At 67.6% G+C, this 17,906-nt stretch carries 18 protein-coding genes; 8 read left to right on the top strand and 10 right to left on the bottom strand.

Annotation, left to right across the window (positions count from 1 at the left end; all coding sequences use genetic code 11):
• Nucleotides 1-66: 66 nt before the first annotated feature.
• Nucleotides 67-1,347, bottom strand: coding sequence for a phosphoribosylamine--glycine ligase (purD, locus tag QOU61_RS07250; protein ID WP_289661338.1), 1,281 nt, complete (start codon nt 1,345-1,347; stop codon nt 67-69).
• A gap of 192 nt (nt 1,348-1,539) precedes the next feature.
• Here purD and xseA point away from each other — a divergent pair, with 192 nt between their 5' ends.
• A complete protein-coding gene (gene xseA / locus QOU61_RS07245; RefSeq protein WP_289657433.1) occupies nt 1,540-3,186 on the top strand; it encodes an exodeoxyribonuclease VII large subunit in 1,647 nt (548 codons plus the stop codon).
• A gap of 58 nt (nt 3,187-3,244) precedes the next feature.
• On the opposite strand, the gene QOU61_RS07240 is transcribed toward xseA, so the two are convergent.
• Entirely contained in the window at nt 3,245-4,075 is an 831-nt protein-coding gene (locus QOU61_RS07240; RefSeq protein ID WP_289657432.1) for a dienelactone hydrolase family protein, read from the bottom strand.
• A 206-nt stretch (nt 4,076-4,281) separates the two neighbouring features.
• Between QOU61_RS07240 and QOU61_RS07235 the strand changes: the two genes are divergently transcribed.
• On the top strand, nt 4,282-4,509 hold the full coding sequence (locus QOU61_RS07235) for a DUF2093 domain-containing protein (RefSeq protein ID WP_289657431.1): 228 nt from the start codon (nt 4,282-4,284) through the stop codon (nt 4,507-4,509).
• Between the two features lie 17 nt (nt 4,510-4,526).
• Here the strand turns inward: QOU61_RS07235 and lpxK are convergent, their stop codons facing one another.
• The 6 genes from lpxK to QOU61_RS07205 are packed head-to-tail and all read right to left on the bottom strand — an operon-like array spanning nt 4,527 to nt 10,079.
• Nucleotides 4,527-5,555, bottom strand: a complete 1,029-nt coding sequence (gene lpxK / locus QOU61_RS07230; protein ID WP_289657430.1) for a tetraacyldisaccharide 4'-kinase — start codon at nt 5,553-5,555, stop codon at nt 4,527-4,529.
• Nucleotides 5,548-6,852, bottom strand: a complete 1,305-nt coding sequence (locus QOU61_RS07225; RefSeq protein ID WP_289657429.1) for a 3-deoxy-D-manno-octulosonic acid transferase — start codon at nt 6,850-6,852, stop codon at nt 5,548-5,550. The genes lpxK and QOU61_RS07225 overlap by 8 nt, the downstream gene beginning before the upstream one ends.
• Nucleotides 6,845-7,582, bottom strand: a complete 738-nt coding sequence (locus QOU61_RS07220) for a lysophospholipid acyltransferase family protein (protein WP_289657428.1) — start codon at nt 7,580-7,582, stop codon at nt 6,845-6,847. Before QOU61_RS07220 ends, QOU61_RS07225 begins: the two co-directional genes overlap by 8 nt.
• Complete coding sequence (locus QOU61_RS07215; protein WP_289657427.1) at nt 7,579-7,827, bottom strand: DUF4170 domain-containing protein; 249 nt, start codon at nt 7,825-7,827, stop codon at nt 7,579-7,581. Before QOU61_RS07215 ends, QOU61_RS07220 begins: the two co-directional genes overlap by 4 nt.
• A gap of 55 nt (nt 7,828-7,882) precedes the next feature.
• Nucleotides 7,883-8,692: a 3'(2'),5'-bisphosphate nucleotidase CysQ gene (locus tag QOU61_RS07210; RefSeq protein ID WP_289657426.1), complete on the bottom strand. Its 810-nt coding sequence runs from the start codon at nt 8,690-8,692 to the stop codon at nt 7,883-7,885.
• Complete coding sequence (locus tag QOU61_RS07205; RefSeq protein WP_289657425.1) at nt 8,679-10,079, bottom strand: TldD/PmbA family protein; 1,401 nt, start codon at nt 10,077-10,079, stop codon at nt 8,679-8,681. Before QOU61_RS07205 ends, QOU61_RS07210 begins: the two co-directional genes overlap by 14 nt.
• Before the next feature lie 274 nt (nt 10,080-10,353).
• On the opposite strand from QOU61_RS07205, the gene QOU61_RS07200 reads away from it, so the two are divergent.
• Nucleotides 10,354-10,878, top strand: coding sequence for a DUF6101 family protein (locus QOU61_RS07200; RefSeq protein ID WP_289657424.1), 525 nt, complete (start codon nt 10,354-10,356; stop codon nt 10,876-10,878).
• A gap of 17 nt (nt 10,879-10,895) precedes the next feature.
• Here the strand turns inward: QOU61_RS07200 and ubiA are convergent, their stop codons facing one another.
• Both ubiA and QOU61_RS07190 read right to left on the bottom strand, forming a co-directional pair.
• Nucleotides 10,896-11,828 carry a 4-hydroxybenzoate octaprenyltransferase gene (ubiA, locus tag QOU61_RS07195; protein WP_289657423.1) on the bottom strand — a complete coding sequence of 311 codons (933 nt, stop codon included), beginning with the start codon at nt 11,826-11,828 and terminating at the stop codon, nt 10,896-10,898.
• Nucleotides 11,825-12,535, bottom strand: a complete 711-nt coding sequence (locus QOU61_RS07190) for a hypothetical protein (RefSeq protein ID WP_289661336.1) — start codon at nt 12,533-12,535, stop codon at nt 11,825-11,827. The genes ubiA and QOU61_RS07190 overlap by 4 nt, the downstream gene beginning before the upstream one ends.
• 212 nt (nt 12,536-12,747) lie before the next feature.
• Here QOU61_RS07190 and QOU61_RS07185 point away from each other — a divergent pair, with 212 nt between their 5' ends.
• The 5 genes from QOU61_RS07185 (at nt 12,748) to QOU61_RS07165 (ending at nt 17,829) form a co-directional block, all read left to right on the top strand.
• Complete coding sequence (locus QOU61_RS07185) at nt 12,748-13,500, top strand: 16S rRNA (uracil(1498)-N(3))-methyltransferase (RefSeq protein WP_289657422.1); 753 nt, start codon at nt 12,748-12,750, stop codon at nt 13,498-13,500.
• Nucleotides 13,501-13,712: 212 nt separating this feature from the next.
• Nucleotides 13,713-14,870, top strand: coding sequence for an ATP phosphoribosyltransferase regulatory subunit (locus QOU61_RS07180; protein WP_289657421.1), 1,158 nt, complete (start codon nt 13,713-13,715; stop codon nt 14,868-14,870).
• Nucleotides 14,867-15,844 carry an ATP phosphoribosyltransferase gene (gene hisG / locus QOU61_RS07175; protein WP_289657420.1) on the top strand — a complete coding sequence of 326 codons (978 nt, stop codon included), beginning with the start codon at nt 14,867-14,869 and terminating at the stop codon, nt 15,842-15,844. Before QOU61_RS07180 ends, hisG begins: the two co-directional genes overlap by 4 nt.
• A gap of 78 nt (nt 15,845-15,922) precedes the next feature.
• Entirely contained in the window at nt 15,923-16,969 is a 1,047-nt protein-coding gene (locus QOU61_RS07170; protein WP_289657419.1) for a glycosyltransferase family 2 protein, read from the top strand.
• Nucleotides 16,966-17,829, top strand: coding sequence for a ChbG/HpnK family deacetylase (locus QOU61_RS07165; RefSeq protein ID WP_289657418.1), 864 nt, complete (start codon nt 16,966-16,968; stop codon nt 17,827-17,829). Before QOU61_RS07170 ends, QOU61_RS07165 begins: the two co-directional genes overlap by 4 nt.
• The last annotated feature ends 77 nt before the right edge of the window (nt 17,830-17,906 follow it).

The raw sequence follows: 17,906 nt of genomic DNA, 5'->3' as shown, positions 1-17,906 counted from the left end.
TGAACAATCTTGAGATTCCGGATCGACGCGCATCGCGCGTCGTGCGGAATGACGGGGCGGGTCCAGCTAGCGGCCCTTCTCCGCCTCGACCGCCTGCCAGGCGATGTCGCGGCGGCAGAAACCATCAGGCCATTCGATGCGGTCGACCGCCTGGTAGGCGCGCGCCTGCGCTTCCGTCACGGTCCTGCCGAGCGCGCAGACATTGAGCACGCGGCCGCCATTGGCCAGGATCGCGCCGTCCTTCGCCGCCGTGCCGGCGTGGAAGATCTCGACGCCATCGACCTTGGCGGCCTCGTCCAGCCCCTCGATGCGGCTGCCCTTCCTGTAGTCACCGGGATAACCCTTCGCCGCCATCACCACCGTGACCGCCGCGTCGGGATACCAGCGCAGGTCGAAATTCTTCAACTGCCCGTCGCAGGCGGCGAGAAACGCCGGCACGATGTCGGACATCATCCGCAGCATCAGCACCTGGCACTCGGGATCGCCGAAACGGACATTGTATTCGAACAGCTTTGGCCCCTGGGCCGTCAGCATCACGCCGGCATAGAGCACGCCCTGGAACGGCGTGCCGCGCGCCTTCATCCCGGCGACCGTCGGCAGGATGATCCGCGCCATGATCTGGTCGTGGACTTCAGGCGTCACGAACGGCGTCGGCGAATAGGCGCCCATGCCGCCGGTGTTCGGGCCCTCGTCATGGTCGAACACGCGCTTGTGGTCCTGCGCGGAGGCCAGCGCAATCGCGGTCTCGCCGTCGCAAAGCGCGAAGAAGCTGATCTCGCGACCCGACAAGAATTCCTCGATCACGACCTCCGCGCCGGCGGCTCCGAATGCGCCCTCGAACATCATGGCAACCGCGTCTTCAGCCTGCTTCAGCGTCATGGCCACGACGACGCCCTTGCCGGCGGCGAGCCCGTCGGCCTTGACCACGATGGGCGCACCTTGCGCGCGGACGTAGGCCAACGCGTCCTTTGCGTTGTCGAAACGGCGATAGGCGCCGGTCGGAATGTTGAACTCGCTGCAGAGGTCCTTCGTGAAGCCCTTGGAGCCCTCGAGCTGCGCGGCCTTTTTGGCCGGCCCGAACGCCTTGATACCGGCGGCCGCAAGATCGTCGACGATGCCGGCGGCGAGCGGCGTCTCCGGTCCGACCACCACGAGATCGACCGCGTTGGCCTTGCAGAAGTCGATCACCGCCGCATGGTTTCCGACATCGAGCGCCACGCACTCGGCCTCGCGCGCAATGCCGGCATTGCCGGGCGCGCACCAGAGCTTCGTCAGCAGGGGCGAAGCGGCGATCTTCCACGCCAGCGCGTGCTCGCGACCGCCGGAACCAAGCAGGAGAATGTTCATGATCGAGCCGGAACCATCTTGCGCGCGGGTGTAGCACGGCGCGGGCATGATGGCACAACCGCCAGATGCCCATGTGGATATGTTGACTAAGCCCGATTGGCCAGCGATTTGCGCCCTTTACGGGCCCCGGCGGGGTGGCGGGAGCGGTCAAAAATCCCTAGCTTGGGCGTTCGTCCCTGAGGCCGAATCGCGATGCCGCCTGCGGAAAACCTGATCAACGCGCCCGAATTCACCGTCTCGGAACTCTCCTCCGCGCTCAAGCGGACGGTGGAGGATCGCTTCGGCCATGTCCGCGTGCGCGGCGAAATCTCCGGCTTCCGCGGGCCGCATTCCTCCGGCCACTGCTATTTCGCGCTGAAGGACGAGAACGCCAAGATCGAGGCGGTGATCTGGAAGTTCGCCCACGCCCGCATGCGCTTCAAGCCGCAGGAAGGGCTCGAGGTCATCGCGACCGGCAAGCTCACGACCTATCCGAACTCGTCCAAGTACCAGATCGTGATCGAGACGCTGGAGCCCGCAGGCGTCGGCGCGCTGATGGCGCTGATGGAAGAGCGCAAGAAGAAGCTCGCCGCCGAGGGCCTGTTCGACGCCGGCCGCAAGCAGTTGCTGCCCTTCCTGCCGGAGGTGATCGGGGTGGTCACCTCGCCGACGGGCGCCGTCATCCGCGACATCCTGCATCGGCTGGAGGACCGTTTTCCGCGCCGGGTGCTGGTCTGGCCGGTCAAGGTGCAGGGCGACGGCTCGGCCGAGCAGGTGGCAGGCGCGATCCGCGGCTTCAACGCGCTCTCCGTGGGCGGACGGATTCCGCGGCCCGACTTGTTGATCGTGGCGCGCGGCGGCGGCTCGCTGGAGGACCTCTGGTCGTTCAACGAGGAGATCGTGGTGCGCGCGGCGGCCGAAAGCATGATCCCGCTGATCTCCGCCGTCGGTCACGAGACAGATATCACGCTGATCGACTTTGCTGCCGACAAGCGGGCGCCGACGCCGACCGCGGCCGCCGAGATGGCCGTGCCGGTGCGCAGCGAGCTGACCGCCGAAGTCGCAACGCTTGCCCGCCGGGTCATGGTGTGCTGGCAGCGCGGCCAGGAGGGCCGGCGCAACGAGCTGCGCGCCGCGGTGCGCGCGCTGCCCGCGGCGAGCGACCTGCTCGCGATCCCCACGCAACGGCTCGATGCAGCCGCTGCCGGGCTGCCGCGGAGTCTCAGGGCCAACACCCACGCGCATTTCCGCCGCTTCGCGGCGGCAGGCAGCCGGCTGACGCTTCGCGTGCTGCACGGCCAGGTCGCGCAGGCGCGGCATCATCTGACGATTTCGGGCGAGCGGCTGTCGCACTGCGCGCGTGCGCTCGTGCGCCACCGTCGCGAGCGCTTCGATGGACTTGCGGTCCGCTTCAAGGCCTCGAAACTGGCCAACGCGCAGGCGCAGCGCCAGATCATCGCGCGCGACCGCGAACGCGCCCTCCGCCTGGCCGAGCGCGCGCGGCGGGCGCTTTTGACCACGCTGCAGCGGCTCGAGGCGCGCGTCACCCATAGCGGCCAGTTGCTGGGCGCCCTGTCCTACCGTGGCGTGCTGGCGCGCGGCTTTGCGCTGGTGCGCGACGCGCAGGGCCATGCCGTGCGTGCGGCTTCCGGTGTCGCGCCCGGCGCGCGGCTCGACCTCGAATTTTCCGACGGGCGCGTTGCGGCGACCGCCGATGGCGAGCGGACAGCCGTGCCGGCATCGCCGCAAGAGACCAAGCCACCAGAGACGAAGCCGCGCGAGACGCAATCCGCCGCGCGCGAAGCCAAGCCCGCACTCAAGCGGGTGGCAAAGCCCGTCGATCAGGGCAGCTTGTTCTAGATGCCGTTGACCGCATCGCGATTGCCTTATCCCTTCCCCTTGTGGGGGGATAAGAAGCTCAGCGCTTCAGCCATTCCGCGACCAGCTTTTGCGAATCGGCGCGCGCCTCCGGATCGCTGCCGAGATGGCCGCGGTCCGGGCCCTCCGCGTCCGCATTGCCGTTGACAGCGTGCAGCGGCAGGTTGAGGCGATCGAAATCGTGATAGGCGCCGGGGTAGACCACGATGCGCGCCAGCGCGCTGCGGCCGTGGGCGCCGTCGATCATCTGCCGGCAGGCCGGCGGCGAGGAGACGTCGTCCTTGGCGCCGATCAGGAGCAGGGTCGGGATTCGCGCGCTCCAGCCGAGCCCTGCTGAGATACGGCAATTCGGATAGAAGGCGATCGCAGCGCGGAAGTCGGGGCCTTCGCTGTGGATGAGCTGCGGCCGCACCGCCCAGAGCAGCGCGCTGGCGCCATTGGCCCAGCCGAGCAGGCTGATGCGGTCATGCGCCACCCAGGGCTGCTGCATCAGCCATTGCCGCGACGCCAGGATGTCCGCCACGCGGTCGCGCCGGACGCTGATCTTGTGCTCGCGGACACGGCATTGCGGGCCGAGCTCGCGCGAGCCGTAACTGTCCGGCAGGAGCACGGCATTGCCGGCCTTCAGGAGCTGCTCGGCCCAGTCGCGGTAGCGCGGCAGCACCGGCTCGGAATGGTTGGCGAGCCCGCCGCAGCCATGCAGCGCGATCACGGTTGGAAACGGGCCGTCGCCGTCGGGCTTGAAGAGCTGCGCATGCAGCGTCACGTTGCCTTGCGGAATATCGACCTGGTGCGGGCCCGGCAGGGAGGCGGCATCTGCGGCCGATGCCGCGGCCATGAGCGTCAGAAAGGCAAGGACTGACAGGCGCATTGGATGTCCGGCCGAAGGGAGGCTGGTCGATCTAGACGATCATGTTTCGGCTGATCAGCCATGACGCTAACACGCAGGTCGGGCACGAAAACATCACAAATCGGTGGGTTTCGCCGGCGGACAGCACGACCTATGTATGATACAAATCATTTTCAAATTCAGCCGGCGTTCATCTTGCCGGTGGCCCATCTCGGAGCTCTCAAACCGTGCTGAACAAGTTCGGCCCCTCAGGCAATGGCGAAGCGCAGGTGCAGTATCTCGACGGCGATTTCCGCGTGATCTCGCCGGGAACCTATGTGCGCTGTGCCGTGACCGATGTCCGGATTCCGCTCGACGAGCTGAAATACTGGAGCGTCGATCTGCAAGAGGCCTATGCGCTGCCGAGCGCCGTGCTGCAGCGGCATTTTCCCGGCGCGCTGAAGACGCAGGGCTGAACGGCCGCGCAGGTTGGCTAACGGCCGGCTTGAAACTTCCTCTCCCGCGCGCTGAAAAGCCGCTCCGTGACGAATTTCCGCAAAGCCGCCGCATCGTCGAACGCCAGCGCGACCTTGAACGCCACGACCTCGCGCGCCCAGGCCGGCGGCGCCGAAGCCGCGGCCAGCCGCGCCAGATCCTTCTCCGTCGTCACGAGCGTCAGCGAATCCCGCGCGGCTTCCGCCAGCAGCGCCTCGATCTCCGCCTTGGAAAATGGATGGTGATCGGCGAAGGCGCGCTGTCTCGCCACGTCGACACCCGCCGCCCGCAGCGTCCGGAAGAAACGGCCGGGATCGCCGATGCCGGCAAAGGCGAGCACGCGCTGGCCGGCGAGTTGCGCCACCGACGCCGCATCGGGTTCGAGATGCGCCCGCAGCACCGGCTTGCCCTGCGCGCCGATTGCGATCGCTATCGGCTCCGCCGCCGCGCCGTCGCCGATCACGACCAGCGCGTCGGTGCGCGCGAGCTGCGGGGCAAGCGGCGCGCGCAACGGGCCGGCCGGAAACACGCCGGCATTGCCGAGCCCGCGCCGGCCGTCGATCACGATCAGCGCGGCGTCCTTGGCGAGCGCCGGATTCTGGAAGCCGTCATCCATCAGGATCACGCTCGCGCCTTGTGAACGCGCCAGCGCAACACCCGCGATACGGTCATGCGCGACCACTACGGCAAGCGTCTGCGCCAGCATCAGCGGCTCGTCGCCGACGTCGCCCGCGATGTGCCTGATCCGGTCGACCATGACCGGTCCGCGCAACCTCCCACCATAGCCGCGGCTCAGCACGACCGGCGTCTCGCCGAGATCGCGCAGGAGGTCGGCGAGCGCGCGCACGGTCGGCGTCTTGCCGGCACCGCCGAGGTGATAATTGCCGACGCAGAATACGGGAACGCCGGCGTCGAACCCGCTGCCCGCGAGCCGGCGCGCGGCGACTGCGCCATAGAGCGCAGCCAGCGGCGACAGCAGATGCGACGTCAGCGATGGTGGCCGGTACCAGAAGGCCGGCTCACGCATTGGCGGCTCCCATTTCGAGCCGCAACTGCAGAAGATACGGCTCGAGCGCCGCAAGCGTCCGCTCGAGCGCGCCGCCGAGCTCTTCGACCACGCGCGTCGAGGCACGCACCTGGTTCTCGCGCGCGGCGGGATCGGACATGAGCTGGCCGAGCTGCTTGACCAGCGCTTCCAGGCTCTCGGCGCGCCTCGCGCCCCTGGCGCCGTCGAGCGCCTCATAGACATCCGAGAAATTGAAGACATGCGGACCGTGAACGATCGCAGCGCCGAGCTTGACCGCCTCGATCGGGTTCTGTCCGCCATGCGCGACCAGCGATCCGCCCATGAACACGATGGGCGCCAGCCGATAGAACAGGCCGAGCTCACCCATCGTATCAGCGACATAGATGTCGGTCGTCGCGACGGGCAATTCCTCCCGCGAGCGCAAGGCAGGCCTCAGCCCGCTTGCCGCGATCATCCGCGCGATCGCAACGCCGCGGTCGGGATGGCGCGGCACGATCACGGTCAACAGCGACGGGAAGAATCCGGACAGGGCGCGATGCGCCTCGACCAGCATTTCCTCCTCGCCGGGATGGGTCGAGGCCGCGACGATGACCGGACGGCCGCGCGTCATCGACATCAGCCAGTCGAGCTTGGCGGCATCGGCGGGCGGTGCCGGCACGTCGAGCTTCAGATTGCCTGTCGTCACCACATTGTGGGCGCCGAGCGCCGAGAAGCGGTCGGCGTCGGCCCGCGATTGCGCCAGGCAAATGTCGAACTTGTCGAGCAGGGCCGAGATCGTGCCGGAGACCCGGCGCCAGCGCGGGAACGAGCGGTGCGACATCCGCCCGTTGATCAGCACCATCGGCAGCCGGCGCGCGGCGCCCGCGAGGATCAGGTTCGGCCACAGGTCGGACTCGATGAACAGCGCCAGCGACGGGCGCCAGTGATCGAGAAAGCGCGCGACGAAGCGCGGCGAGTCGTAAGGAACGTATTGGTGGATGACGTCGGGCGGAAAGCGCTTTGCGACGATCGCCGCCGAGGTCACGGTGCCCGAGGTGACGAGGATGCGCAGATTGAGCTCGCGCAGCTTCTCGATCAGGGCGGCCGCCGCCAGCACCTCACCGACGCTGGCGCCGTGGATCCAGACCAGCGGTCCGGCCGGCCGCACGTCGCGGCTCAGGCCGCGCCGCTCGTCGATGCGCGCGGGGTCCTCCTTGCCGAGCCTCAGCCGCCGCTTGATCAGCGCGGGCGCGAGCGGCACCATCGCAAAACTCAGCTTGCGATAGACGCGCAGCGTCATCGGCAGCGGGTTAGCCATGGCTGCCCTCATGGCTGCCCTCGGGGATGGCGTCGGGGCGGCCCACTTTCGCATAGGCGCGGCGTGTCGCCTCGTTCAGCGTCGCTTCCAGCCGCTGGCGCAGCGTTTCCATGGTGGCGGCGTCTGCGTCCGGCGGCACGACGATTTCCTCGATGCCCACCAATGCGCCGCGACCGAACGGCAGGTTGATGGTGGTGCGGTCCCAGTTCTTGAGCCGGACGAAACGGCTGGTCGCCATCGCAAAAGGCATGATCGGCCGTCCGGATTCTCTTGCCAGCATGATGATGCCGAGTCCCGCGACCTGCGAACGCTTCGGCACGTCGGCGGTCAGGGCAACGTTATAGTTGTCCGCAAGCGCGCGCACCATCTCCTTGAAGGCCGCCACGCCGCCCTTGCGGTGAAATGCCGAGCCGTGGTCGCCGGAACCGCGGATGGTCTCGATGCCGAGCCGCTCGGCCGCGATCGCGTTGAATTCGCCGTCGCGGTGCATCGAGATCAGGACCTTGGCGCGGTAGCTCGCCTTGGTCTTGATGAACGGCGTCATCAGGTGCTGGCCGTGCCAGAACGCGAAGATCGCGGGCATGCGCGGCTCGACCTGCGCGTAGACGTCCGCCGGCTCGTAGGTGAAGCGGTTGGTCAGCCAGACGAGCCGCAGGAACTCGGCCGCGAGGAAACCCACAGCGCGCTGAAACCACCGGCTGCGCAGCGTATTGCGAAGCAGCTTCTTCAATGGTCGTGCTTGGCGTCTTCGCCCGGATCCAGCAGGCGGTGGAGGTGGACGATGAAATAGCGCATCTGCGCGTTGTCGACGGTCTGCTGCGCCCTGGCCTTCCAGGCCACGTAGGCGGTTGCGTAGTTCGGATACACGCCCACGATGTCGACCTTGTCGAGGTCCTTGAAGATATTGTGCTTCAGGTCGATCAGCTCGCCGCCAATGACGAGATGAAGCAGTTGCTGCGGGGCACTGTCTGGCATTGTCGTGTTTTCCTAGAGGAGAGATGCCCGGCAAGCGCGACGTCGAACGGCGCAGTCAGGACGTTGGACGGCCGCGAAACTGCGAGACAATGCTCGCATGACGATCGCGTCCCGCTGCCACCAGCACCCCGTGCGCCACTTCCCGACGATTGTAGACGATCGCATCGCCGGACAGTGCGGTCATTCTACCATCCGCTTCCTGCACGATCAAATTCGCCGCCGCAAGGTCCCAGTCGCGACTTTGTCCGCCGGCAAAGGCGGCATCGAGGGTGCCCTGCGCGACCCGGCACAGCCGCAGCGCCAGCGAGGCGATTCGCGGATGCAGGCTGATCTCGCCGGGCGAGGCCTTGAGCCGCTCGACCAGCGGCTTCGGGCCGGCGATGCGGGGGAAATCCAGATTTGTTCCGCCGGTTGCGCGAATGGCTGCGCCGTTGAGGGTGGCGCCCTGCCCGCGCGCGGCAAAGAAGAATTCGCCGGATGCCGGCGCGAATACCGCCGCCAGCACCGGCGCGCCGTTCTTGACCAGCGCCGCGCTCACGCACCAGTCCTCGCGGCCGGCGAGATAGCCGCGCGTGCCGTCGATCGGATCGACGATCCAGACCCATTGCCTGGATAGCCGCGTCTCGTCGTCGGCGCTTTCCTCCGAGAGCCAGCCGTAATCCGGCGTCGCCGCGCGCAGCCTGCTTTCGAGCAGGTCGTTCACCGCGATGTCGGCTTCCGATACCGGCGAGGAAGCCCCCTTGATCCAGTTCTTCAGCTCGGTGCGGAACAGCGACAGCGCCAGGCTGCCGGCTTCGCGCACCGTGTCGCTGAGCAGCGCGGCGTCGCGCGCGTGGTATGCGGCGTCGACCTCAGCGTCCGCCAAGGGTCAGTCCTTCGATGCGCAGCGTCGGCGCGTTGACGCCGTAGCGAAACTCGAGATCGCTGGCCGGAACCAGCGACTTGAACATGTCGAGCAGATGACCGGCGATGGTCACCTCGCTGACCGGATAGGTGATCCTGCCGTTCTCGATCCAGAATCCGGAGGCGCCGCGGCTGTAATCGCCGGTGACGCCGTTGACGCCGGAGCCGATCAGGTCGGTGACGTAGAAACCCTGCTTGATGTCGGCGATCAATTCCTCCGGGCTCGCCTCGCCCGGCTCGAGATGCAGATTGTAGGGCCCGGGCGACGGCGAGGAGGACACGCCGCGATGCGCATGACCCGTCGTCGCCATGCCGAGCTCACGCGCGGTCGCGCTGTCGAGCAGCCAGGTCGTGAGCACGCCGCCATCGATGAGCGCAGTCCGTTTCACCTTGACGCCCTCGGCGTCGAACGACTGCGAGCGCAGCCCGCGCACGCGCAAGGGATCGTCGATGATGCGGATGGTCTTGGAAAAGAGCTGCTGGCCGAGGCGATCCTTCAGGAAGCTGGTCTTGCGCGCGATCGAGGCGCCGTTGATGGCGCCGACGAGGTGGCCGACCAGCGATCCCGCCACGCGCGGATCGTAGACAACAGGCACCTTGCAGGTCTCGACCTTGCGCGGATTGGCGCGGGCGACCGCGCGCTCGCCGGCCGTGCGGCCGACCTTGGCGGGCGAATCGAGGTCGGCGGCATGCAGCGCCGATGTGTAGTCGTAATCGCGCTCCATGGCGGTGCCTTCGCCCGAGATCGCGGTCGTCGAGATGCCCTGGCTCGAACGCAGGTACGCGCCGTGAAAGCCGCCGCTGGTGACGAGAACCATGCCGCCGATCCCGGCGGATGCCGAGGCGCCGCCCGACTTGGCAACGCCGTTGACCGCAAGCGCTGCCGCTTCGGCTTCGACCGCGCGGCGCTCGAGCTCGGCGGTCGAGGGGATGTCGGGGTCGAGCAGATCGAGGTCGGGGAAGTCGCGCGCCAGCAGCGCCGGGTCGGCAAGACCGACAAATTTGTCGTCGGGCGCGACGCGCGCCATCGCGACCGCGCGCTCGGCAAGCCGCGCCACGCCGTCGCCGCTGACGTCATTGGTCGAGACCACGGCCTGGCGCTTGCCCACCAGAACCCGCAAGCCGACATCGTCGCCCTCGGAGCGCTCGGATTCCTCGACCCGGCCGTCGCGCACCTCGACGCCGTGCGAGACGCCGCGGACTGCGACCGCGTCGGCCGCATCGGCGCCTGCGCGCCTTGCCGCCTCGACCAGGCGCTCGGCCAGCGCCGACAGCGCGGATTGATCGAACAGGTCGGCGTTGACGGATTTCGTCGAAAGCGGAGATCGGCTTGATGGTGAAGAGATCACGAATGAATTTCCTGGCCTTGAGGACGAGCGGAACGAGCGCCGGCGAGCCCTCCAGATGTGCCCGATTCACGCGGACTTCAAGCGTTTTCGGGCGCCTGATCGCCCGGATTTTCGGCTTCCCCGCAAGGTCCCGTCAATCATGCGCGCCAAGGTCTTGTCAATCATGTGCGCCGGTGAGGCCGGGTTAACCAGGCTTTTTAAGCGGAAACCGGCGAGAGCTCGGCTAAGGTCCACGCATCGACCGGGGAACATAATCCCGGCGGGGAGACAAGCCGTGAGGCGTCAAACACAAACGAGCGGGGTCAATCCCGCCGGGTCGGGCCGCATATTGCGGCTCGACCCTCTTTCTTTGCCCGTCAGCTTCAACGCGCATGACAGCCGTGCCGACGGCAATGTGCGCCAGATCGAGCTTCATCGCGAACGCATCGTGCTGCGCCGCGCCGTGCGCGGCATGCAGATGGCCGTCAACGTTCGCGTCAGCGATTTCAAGGGCATCGCGCTGCGCGGCGTCGAGGACGCGCAGATGCTGGTGCTGGTCCATCGCGATCCCTCGCTGACGATCCCCCTCTGTGTGAGTGCGGACGAAACGGAGATCGCGACCGCCTGGCAGACGTGGAGCGATATCTTCGCGCTGCCGCAGATCAGGGACAGCGGGACCCGCGAGCCTGCGCCGCGGCGGCGCCGCCGCAATGCGATCCGCGCACGGCGGCCGAAATTCCTAACCCGGCGGCGCGCCGGCGATGCGAACAAGGAAACCGCGGTCCATCACGGCGAGCGCGAGATCATCGCGCGGGATTAGCGCAGGATCGTGCGGAGCTAAGCCGCGCGTATCACCGCATCGACCAGCAGCCCCGCGAACAACAACAGCCCGGCATCGCGGTTGGACCAGAAGATTTTCAGGCTGAGCCGGCCGTTGCCGAGCTCGAAACGGCGCACCTGCCAGGCCAGATGCACCGCGAAGGCAGCAAGGCCGAGCCACGCGGCAAACCCTGTGCCGCCAAGCCACAGCGACGTCCCGATCAAGACAACCGCAAGCGCATAGAACAGCATCAGGGCCACGCGCGTGCGGTCGGCGAACAGCCGCGCCGTCGACTTGATGCCGACCAGCGCGTCATCCTCGATGTCCTGATGGGCATAGATGGTGTCATAGGCGATCACCCAGCAGATCGAGCCCGCATAGAGCACGACCGCGGTCCAATCGAGGCTGCCGAACACCACGGCAAAGCCCATCGGCGCGCCCCAGGAGAAGGCGAGCCCGAGCACGATCTGCGGCCACCAGGTGATCCGCTTCATGAACGGATAGATCGCGACGATGGCGAGCGACGCGATCCCGGTGAAGACGGCGAAACGGTTGAACTGCAGCAGCACGGCAAGCCCGACCAGCGCCTGCAGGACAAGGAAAGTGAATGCCTGCGCCACGCTGACTTGCCCTGCGGGAATCGGCCGCGAGCGCGTACGCTCGACCATGGCGTCGAGCTTGCGGTCGGTGATGTCGTTCCAGGTGCACCCGGCCCCGCGCATCGCGAACGCGCCAACGAAGAACAGCGCGATGTCGAGCGCGAGGTGGCTGACGTCGCCGGCTATCCCGCTGGCGAGCGTGACCGACCACCAGCACGGCATCAGCAACAGCCAGGAGCCGATCGGACGGTCGAGACGGCACAGCCGCAGATAGGGCCGCGTCCATGGCGGCGCAACGGTATCGACCCAGTTGCCGGTCGCATCGGCAACGCGGGTCGCCGCGCCACTCATCGCGACAGGACGTTGCCGTTGAGCGTATCGAAGGTCGAGCCGCCCTTGCGCACGTTGGGCGTGGCCTCCGGCACCGAGGCCGAGGAGCCCAGCACCTCGCTGAGGCTCGGGCCCGCAGGTCCGCGCGTGGCCGCCTGCTGCGCGATGTCACACACCTTCTTCTGCATCGCCTCGGTGTTCTTGTGGCCGGCCTTCATCTGATCGGCGACCTGCGCGGGGATACCGCATTTGCTCGCATTGGCCTCGATAAATTTGATCATCTTGACTTCGGACTGGGAGAAGTTTCCGAGCAGCTTGCAGGCTTCCGCCGGCGGCGCGTGTCGGTCGCTCGCAGCCTTGATCATCTTGCCGCGCTTTTCGGCCTCTTCACGCAGCGGCATGAACCCCTTCATGCAGGCATCGGGCGGCCCTCCGCCCGCAGGCGGCCCGGAAGGCGCTGCGGCGAGCGGGGCGGCACCAGCGCTCGGGAACGGCGAGGCCGCCGCCGGCGCGCCGATCGAAGCCTGCGGTGCCCCGCCATTGACCGGCGGGAAGGCCGGGTCGCTGGCCGGCGGGCGGCCCGCCTGGCTGGGCAGTGGCGCGGGAAATCCGCCCTGCGGCGCGGCCTGCCCCGGCAATGGCGCGGGAAACGCGCCTTGCGCGCTTGCCGCCCCGGTACAGGCGACAACGATGGCTGCGGTCAGCGGCACGATCAGGCGATGAATGATCAAGTCAGTTCTCCGGCGAGGTCCAACGGCACCTCATGGCTTCCACCCAGGGAAAGCGCGATTCCGATTGGGGATGTTTTACGATTCCCGCCGCGGGTTAACAACCCGGCGAATTGGGCAACAGCGCGGCGCGCCGCCGCAGCCATTGATCAATAATTGCGCCGGATTCTCAACCTTTAGGCTAAACAGGCGCGGAAGTATCGGAATCCGCCATGCCCCAGCTTGATTTCCGCGCGCCCCGCCTGTTCGTCGATGCGCCCTTGCGCATGGGCGAAGTGGTCTTGCTCGAACGTGAACAGAGCAATTATCTCGGCAACGTGCTGCGGCTTGCCGAGGGCGATGCGATCCGCGTCTTCAACGGCCGCGACGGCGAATGGCGCGCCGCGATCAGGGGACGCAAGCGGCCCGAGACGCTGGTGATCGACGCGTTCGAGCGCGGGCAGGACCGCCTGCCCGATCTCGCCTATGTGTTCGCGCCGCTCAAGCACGCCCGGCTCGATTACATGGTGCAGAAGGCCGTGGAAATGGGCGCGTCGCGCCTGCAGCCGGTCATCACCCGCTTCACGCAGGTGTCGCGGGTCAACGGCGAGCGGATGCGCGCCAACGCGGTCGAGGCGGCCGAGCAATGCGGCATCCTCTCGCTGGCCGCGGTGACCGAGCCGATGCCGCTCGAAAGGTTCATGAACGAACGCGACGGCAACCGCCTGCTGGTGTTCTGCGACGAGGCCGCCGACGTCGCCGATCCGCTCGAGGCGCTTCGGGGTATTGCTGCGGCCGGCCAGGGCATCGACGTCCTGATCGGGCCCGAAGGCGGCTTTGCCGAGGAGGAGCGCGCGCTCCTGAGGCGGCAGCCGCGTCTTCTTATCCTTTCGCTCGGGCCGCGCATCCTGCGCGCCGATACCGCAGCGGTCGCAGCGCTGGCCCTGGTGCAGGCGGCGCTGGGCGACTGGCGCAACCCGAGCTAGCCAGCGCCTGATGCGCGAAGCTCGTCATGCCCGGCCTTGTCCTGGCCATGACGGAACTCAAGCCGGCCGAACGCCCACCAAATCGTTAACGCACTCAGTCGTGCCAATCATTAAGCGACTTGCCCGATCCCTGTCGAAACGCGCCTTGAGCCGTGCTAAGGGCAGCGCCAAATCCGCTCTTGCCCCCCGTTTTCGGGGGATTTGGACCCAAAATGACGCCGACGACAGCCGTTAACGGGACCGGAACCGCCGCTTGGGCGGATACCCTGCTGCTGTCGTTCGCGCAGGCTGGCTACGCCCGCGCGGAACCCGCGATCATCCAGCCCGCCGAGCCGTTCCTGGACCTGTCGGGCGAGGATATCCGCAAGAGCCTGTATCTGACGACCGACGCGACCGGCGAGGAACTGTGCCTGCGGCCCGACCTCACCATTCCCGTGGCGCGGGATTATCTCGCCTCCGGGCGCGCCGGCGAGCCCGCGGGCTTCAGCTACGTTGGGCCGGTGTTCCGCTATCGCGGCGGACGGCCGAGCGAATTCCTGCAGGCCGGCATCGAATCCTTCGGCCGCCAGGACCGCGCCGCCGCGGACGCGGAAATGCTGGCACTGGCGCTCGAAGCGACCAGCGCCTTCGGCGTCACCGACGTCGAGATCCGCACCGGCGACGTCGCGCTGTTCAACACCCTGATCGATGCGCTCGGGCTCTATCCGGTGTGGCGGCGCCGGCTGATCAAGGATTTCAACCGCAAGGTCAGCCTGATCGACGACATCGAGCGGCTGACGCTCTCGACCACCCCCGGCGGCAACGAATATGAGGGCGTGCTCGCAGCGCTCGCCGGAAGCGACCGCAAGGCGGCGCTGGCGCTGGTTACCGATCTGATGTCGATTGCGGGTGCGACCAATGTCGGCGGCCGCACCGTCGACGAGATCGCCGACCGCTTCCTCGAACAGTCGACGCTGAAGGCCGGCGCGCTGCCGCGCGATGCGCGCGCCGTCATCAAGCGCTTCCTTTCGATTGCCGGCGACCCCGACGAGGCGGTCGCCCAACTGCGCGCGCTCGCCACCGACGCAAACCTCAACATCACCGCCGCTATCGACGAGCTGGAAAGCCGGATCGGCTTCATGGCCGCGCGCGGCGTCGAGGTGCGCAACACGCGCTTCTCCACCGCCTTCGGCCGCGGGCTCGACTACTACACCGGCTTCGAATTCGAGCTGCATGGCCGCGGCAACGGCACCGAGCCGCTGGTCGCCGGCGGCCGCTATGACGGGCTGATGACCCAGCTCGGCTCGGCCACGCCGATCCCCGCCGTCGGCTTCTCGGTCTGGGTCGAGGCCCTGACCGAGATCGGCCGCAAGCGAGGGAGCGCGTCATGAGCACGCCGTTCGTTCTGGCCGTCCCCTCCAAGGGGCGCCTGCAGGAGAATGCAGAAGCGTTCTTCACCCGCGCCGGCCTTGCGCTGGCGAAGCCGCGCGGCGCACGCGAATATCGCGGCACCATCGCGGGGCTCGACAATGTCGAGATCGCCTACCTCTCGGCGAGCGAGATCGCCTCACAACTCGCGCGCGGCGCCGTCCATCTCGGCGTCACCGGCGAGGATCTGTTGCGCGAGAGCATTGCGGATGCCGACAGGCGCGTGCTGCTGATCGACAGCCTCGGCTTTGGCAGCGCCAATGTCGTCGTGGCAGTGCCGCAAGCCTGGATCGACGTGCGCACGATGGCCGACCTCGACGATGTCGCCGCCGGCTTCCGCGAGCAGCATAACCGCCGCATGCGGGTCGCGACCAAATACATCAACCTGACGCGCAGCTTCTTCGCCTCCCACGGCGTGATCGACTACCGCATCGTCGAGAGCGCGGGCGCGACCGAGGGCGCGCCTGCGACCGGCACGGCCGAGCTGATCGTCGACATCACCACGACCGGCGCCACGCTTGCCGCCAACGGGCTGAAGGTGCTCGACGACGGCGTGATCCTGAAGAGCCAGGCCAACCTCGTGGCCTCGCGCGAGGCCGACTGGTCGGACGCGGCGCGCGAGACCGCGCGCGTCATCCTCGACCACATCGCGGCGCGCGCCCGCGCCAGCAAGTACAAGGAAGTCCGCACTCGCTTCGCCGGCTGCAACGACGCACTGCTGGCCGAAGCGCATAGCCGCTTCGGCGTGGTGGCGCCGTTCGGCGGCCCGACCTCCTCCGGCATGCTTACGCTGCACTGCCCGCCGTCGCAGCTCTACGCCCTCGGCAGCTTCCTGCGCGACCACGGCGCCGACACGGTTTCGGTGGCTTCGCTGGACTACGTGCTGGACCGGGAAAATCCGCTGTTCGCGCGGCTCGAGGCATTCCTGGGGCAGTGAAATGCGCCGCCGTTCATCCTAGCGACAGCTAGCGACGAGTAACATATGCTGTTCTGGGACCGGTTAGGAACCTGATCGATGATGCTGGGAAGCGACGTTTCCGCTCTGACGACGACCGCGGCCAATGCCGCGTCCGCCGGGCTGTCGGTCGTCGTCCCCGTCTACAACGAGGCGGCGGGGCTTGCGGCGCTGCATCAGCGGATCAGCGATCTCGCCAGGACGCTGCGCCAGCGCTACCGGCTCGCCTGCGAGGTCGTCTATGTCGATGACGGCTCTACCGACGCAACGCTGTCGATCGCCCAGGGCCTCGCGGCCGACGGGCTCGACATCCAGGTGGTCTCGCTCTCGCGCAATTTCGGCAAGGAGGCGGCGCTGATGGCGGGGCTCGACCACGCCCGCCGCGGCGCGGTGCTGTTCATGGACGGCGACGGCCAGCATCCGCCCGCGCTCGTCGAGCAGCTCGTCGGCCACTGGATCGATGACGGCTACGACGTCGTCTACACCGCCAAGGCGCATCGCGACAATGAACCGTTCCTGCGGCGGCTCGCGGTGCGCGGCTTCTACGCGCTGATCAACTGGGGCGCGCGCCAGAAGATTCCGGAAGATGCCGGCGATTTCCGCCTGCTGTCGCCGCGTGCCGCGGCGGCGCTGCGGCAGCTTCCCGAGCGCAACCGCTTCTTCAAGGGGCTCGCGAGCTGGATCGGCTTCCGCCAGATCCGCGTCGACTACGAACCGGCGCCGCGCGCGCATGGCGCGACCACCTTCAACGCGACGCGGCTGCTCGGACTTTCGATCGAGGGTCTGACCTCGTTCTCGGTGGCGCCGCTGCGCTTCGCGAGCCTGCTCGGCGTCGTGCTCGCCGGCGGCGCCTTCCTGTTCGGCCTGTCCATTCTCTGGGAAGTCTTCACGACAGGAAAGCAGGTTCCCGGCTATCCGTCGCTGGTCGTCGGCCTGATGACGATCGGCGGCGTGCAGCTCATCATGATCGGCATCGTCGGCGAATATATCGGCAAGATCCTCTCGGAGCTGAAGGCGCGCCCGATCTATTTCGTGGCCGAGCATCGCGAGAAGCGCGCCGTGACCGAACAGGCGGAAGGCGCGGAAGAACGGACCGCGGCGGAATGAACCACGCCGCGCCGTCCGCGCCCCCGGCCCCGCCAGCACGCATCTGGCTGTGCGCCGACGATTACGGCATCAGCCCCGGCGTCAACCGCGCCATTCGCGACCTGATCGAGCGCGGCCGTCTCAACGCCACCTCGGTGATGGTGGTGGGCCCGGCCATCGGCCGCGACGAGGCTGCGGCGCTGCTGGCGTCCTCGGCAAAAAGCCCGCGCTGCGCGATCGGATTGCATGCGACGCTGACGGCGCCGTTCCAGCCGCTGACCATGCATTTTCGTCCGCTCGCGGGCGGCATGTTCCCGCCCTTTCCAAAACTATTGCGTGCCGGGCAGCTGCACCGGCTCGATCCCGAAATCATCGCGGCCGAGATCGCAAGGCAGATCGCCGCCTTCCGCGACCTGTTCGGACGCGCACCCGATTTCGTCGACGGCCACCAGCATGCGCAGCTCTATCCGCAGGTCCGTGACGGATTTCTGATGGCGGTGAAGGAGAAGGCGCCGCAGGCCTGGGTGCGGCAGGCCCGCCGCAACCAGCCGCTCGGCAAGCGGCTCACTTCGCCCAAGGCGTTGTTCCTCGACTATCTCAGCACGCAATTTCGTCGCCGCGCCGCACGTGCCGGCGTTGCCTGCAACCCAGCCTTTGCCGGCGCCTATGACTACTCGCGCAAGGTGGACTATGGCGCGCTGATGCGCTCCTTCCTCGACGGCCTGCCCGAGCGGGGCGTCGTGATGTGCCATCCCGGTTTCGTCGACGATATCCTCGTCAGCCTCGACCCACTCACGAGTGTGCGGGAGGTCGAGCACGCCTATCTCGCAAGCGACGACTTTGCTCGGCTGCTAGCCGCGAACAATGTTACATTGGCCTGAATTCGTTCAGGAAACGGCGGTTCTTTGCCGCATGCTGAAAATTTAATCCTGTCCGCACTACCTGTGTGGCGAAACCG

Source organism: Bradyrhizobium sp. NP1 (assembly GCF_030378205.1).
Lineage (GTDB): Bacteria > Pseudomonadota > Alphaproteobacteria > Rhizobiales > Xanthobacteraceae > Bradyrhizobium.
The sequence above is the reverse complement of the archived record's forward strand: the minus strand, read 5'-3'. Positions and strand labels throughout refer to the sequence as shown.

What these genes read in the sequence shown, in the direction of transcription:
- QOU61_RS07240 (WP_289657432.1), bottom strand. Translation starts at nt 4,075, where the DNA reads ATGCGCCTGTCAGTCCTTGCCTTTCTGACGCTCATGGCCGCGGCATCG.
- QOU61_RS07180 (WP_289657421.1), top strand. Translation starts at nt 13,713, where the DNA reads ATGACGCCGACGACAGCCGTTAACGGGACCGGAACCGCCGCTTGGGCG.
- xseA (WP_289657433.1), top strand. Translation starts at nt 1,540, where the DNA reads ATGCCGCCTGCGGAAAACCTGATCAACGCGCCCGAATTCACCGTCTCG.
- QOU61_RS07170 (WP_289657419.1), top strand. Translation starts at nt 15,923, where the DNA reads ATGATGCTGGGAAGCGACGTTTCCGCTCTGACGACGACCGCGGCCAAT.
- hisG (WP_289657420.1), top strand. Translation starts at nt 14,867, where the DNA reads ATGAGCACGCCGTTCGTTCTGGCCGTCCCCTCCAAGGGGCGCCTGCAG.
- QOU61_RS07165 (WP_289657418.1), top strand. Translation starts at nt 16,966, where the DNA reads ATGAACCACGCCGCGCCGTCCGCGCCCCCGGCCCCGCCAGCACGCATC.
- ubiA (WP_289657423.1), bottom strand. Translation starts at nt 11,828, where the DNA reads ATGAGTGGCGCGGCGACCCGCGTTGCCGATGCGACCGGCAACTGGGTC.
- QOU61_RS07225 (WP_289657429.1), bottom strand. Translation starts at nt 6,852, where the DNA reads ATGGCTAACCCGCTGCCGATGACGCTGCGCGTCTATCGCAAGCTGAGT.
- purD (WP_289661338.1), bottom strand. Translation starts at nt 1,347, where the DNA reads ATGAACATTCTCCTGCTTGGTTCCGGCGGTCGCGAGCACGCGCTGGCG.
- QOU61_RS07215 (WP_289657427.1), bottom strand. Translation starts at nt 7,827, where the DNA reads ATGCCAGACAGTGCCCCGCAGCAACTGCTTCATCTCGTCATTGGCGGC.
- QOU61_RS07185 (WP_289657422.1), top strand. Translation starts at nt 12,748, where the DNA reads ATGCCCCAGCTTGATTTCCGCGCGCCCCGCCTGTTCGTCGATGCGCCC.
- lpxK (WP_289657430.1), bottom strand. Translation starts at nt 5,555, where the DNA reads ATGCGTGAGCCGGCCTTCTGGTACCGGCCACCATCGCTGACGTCGCAT.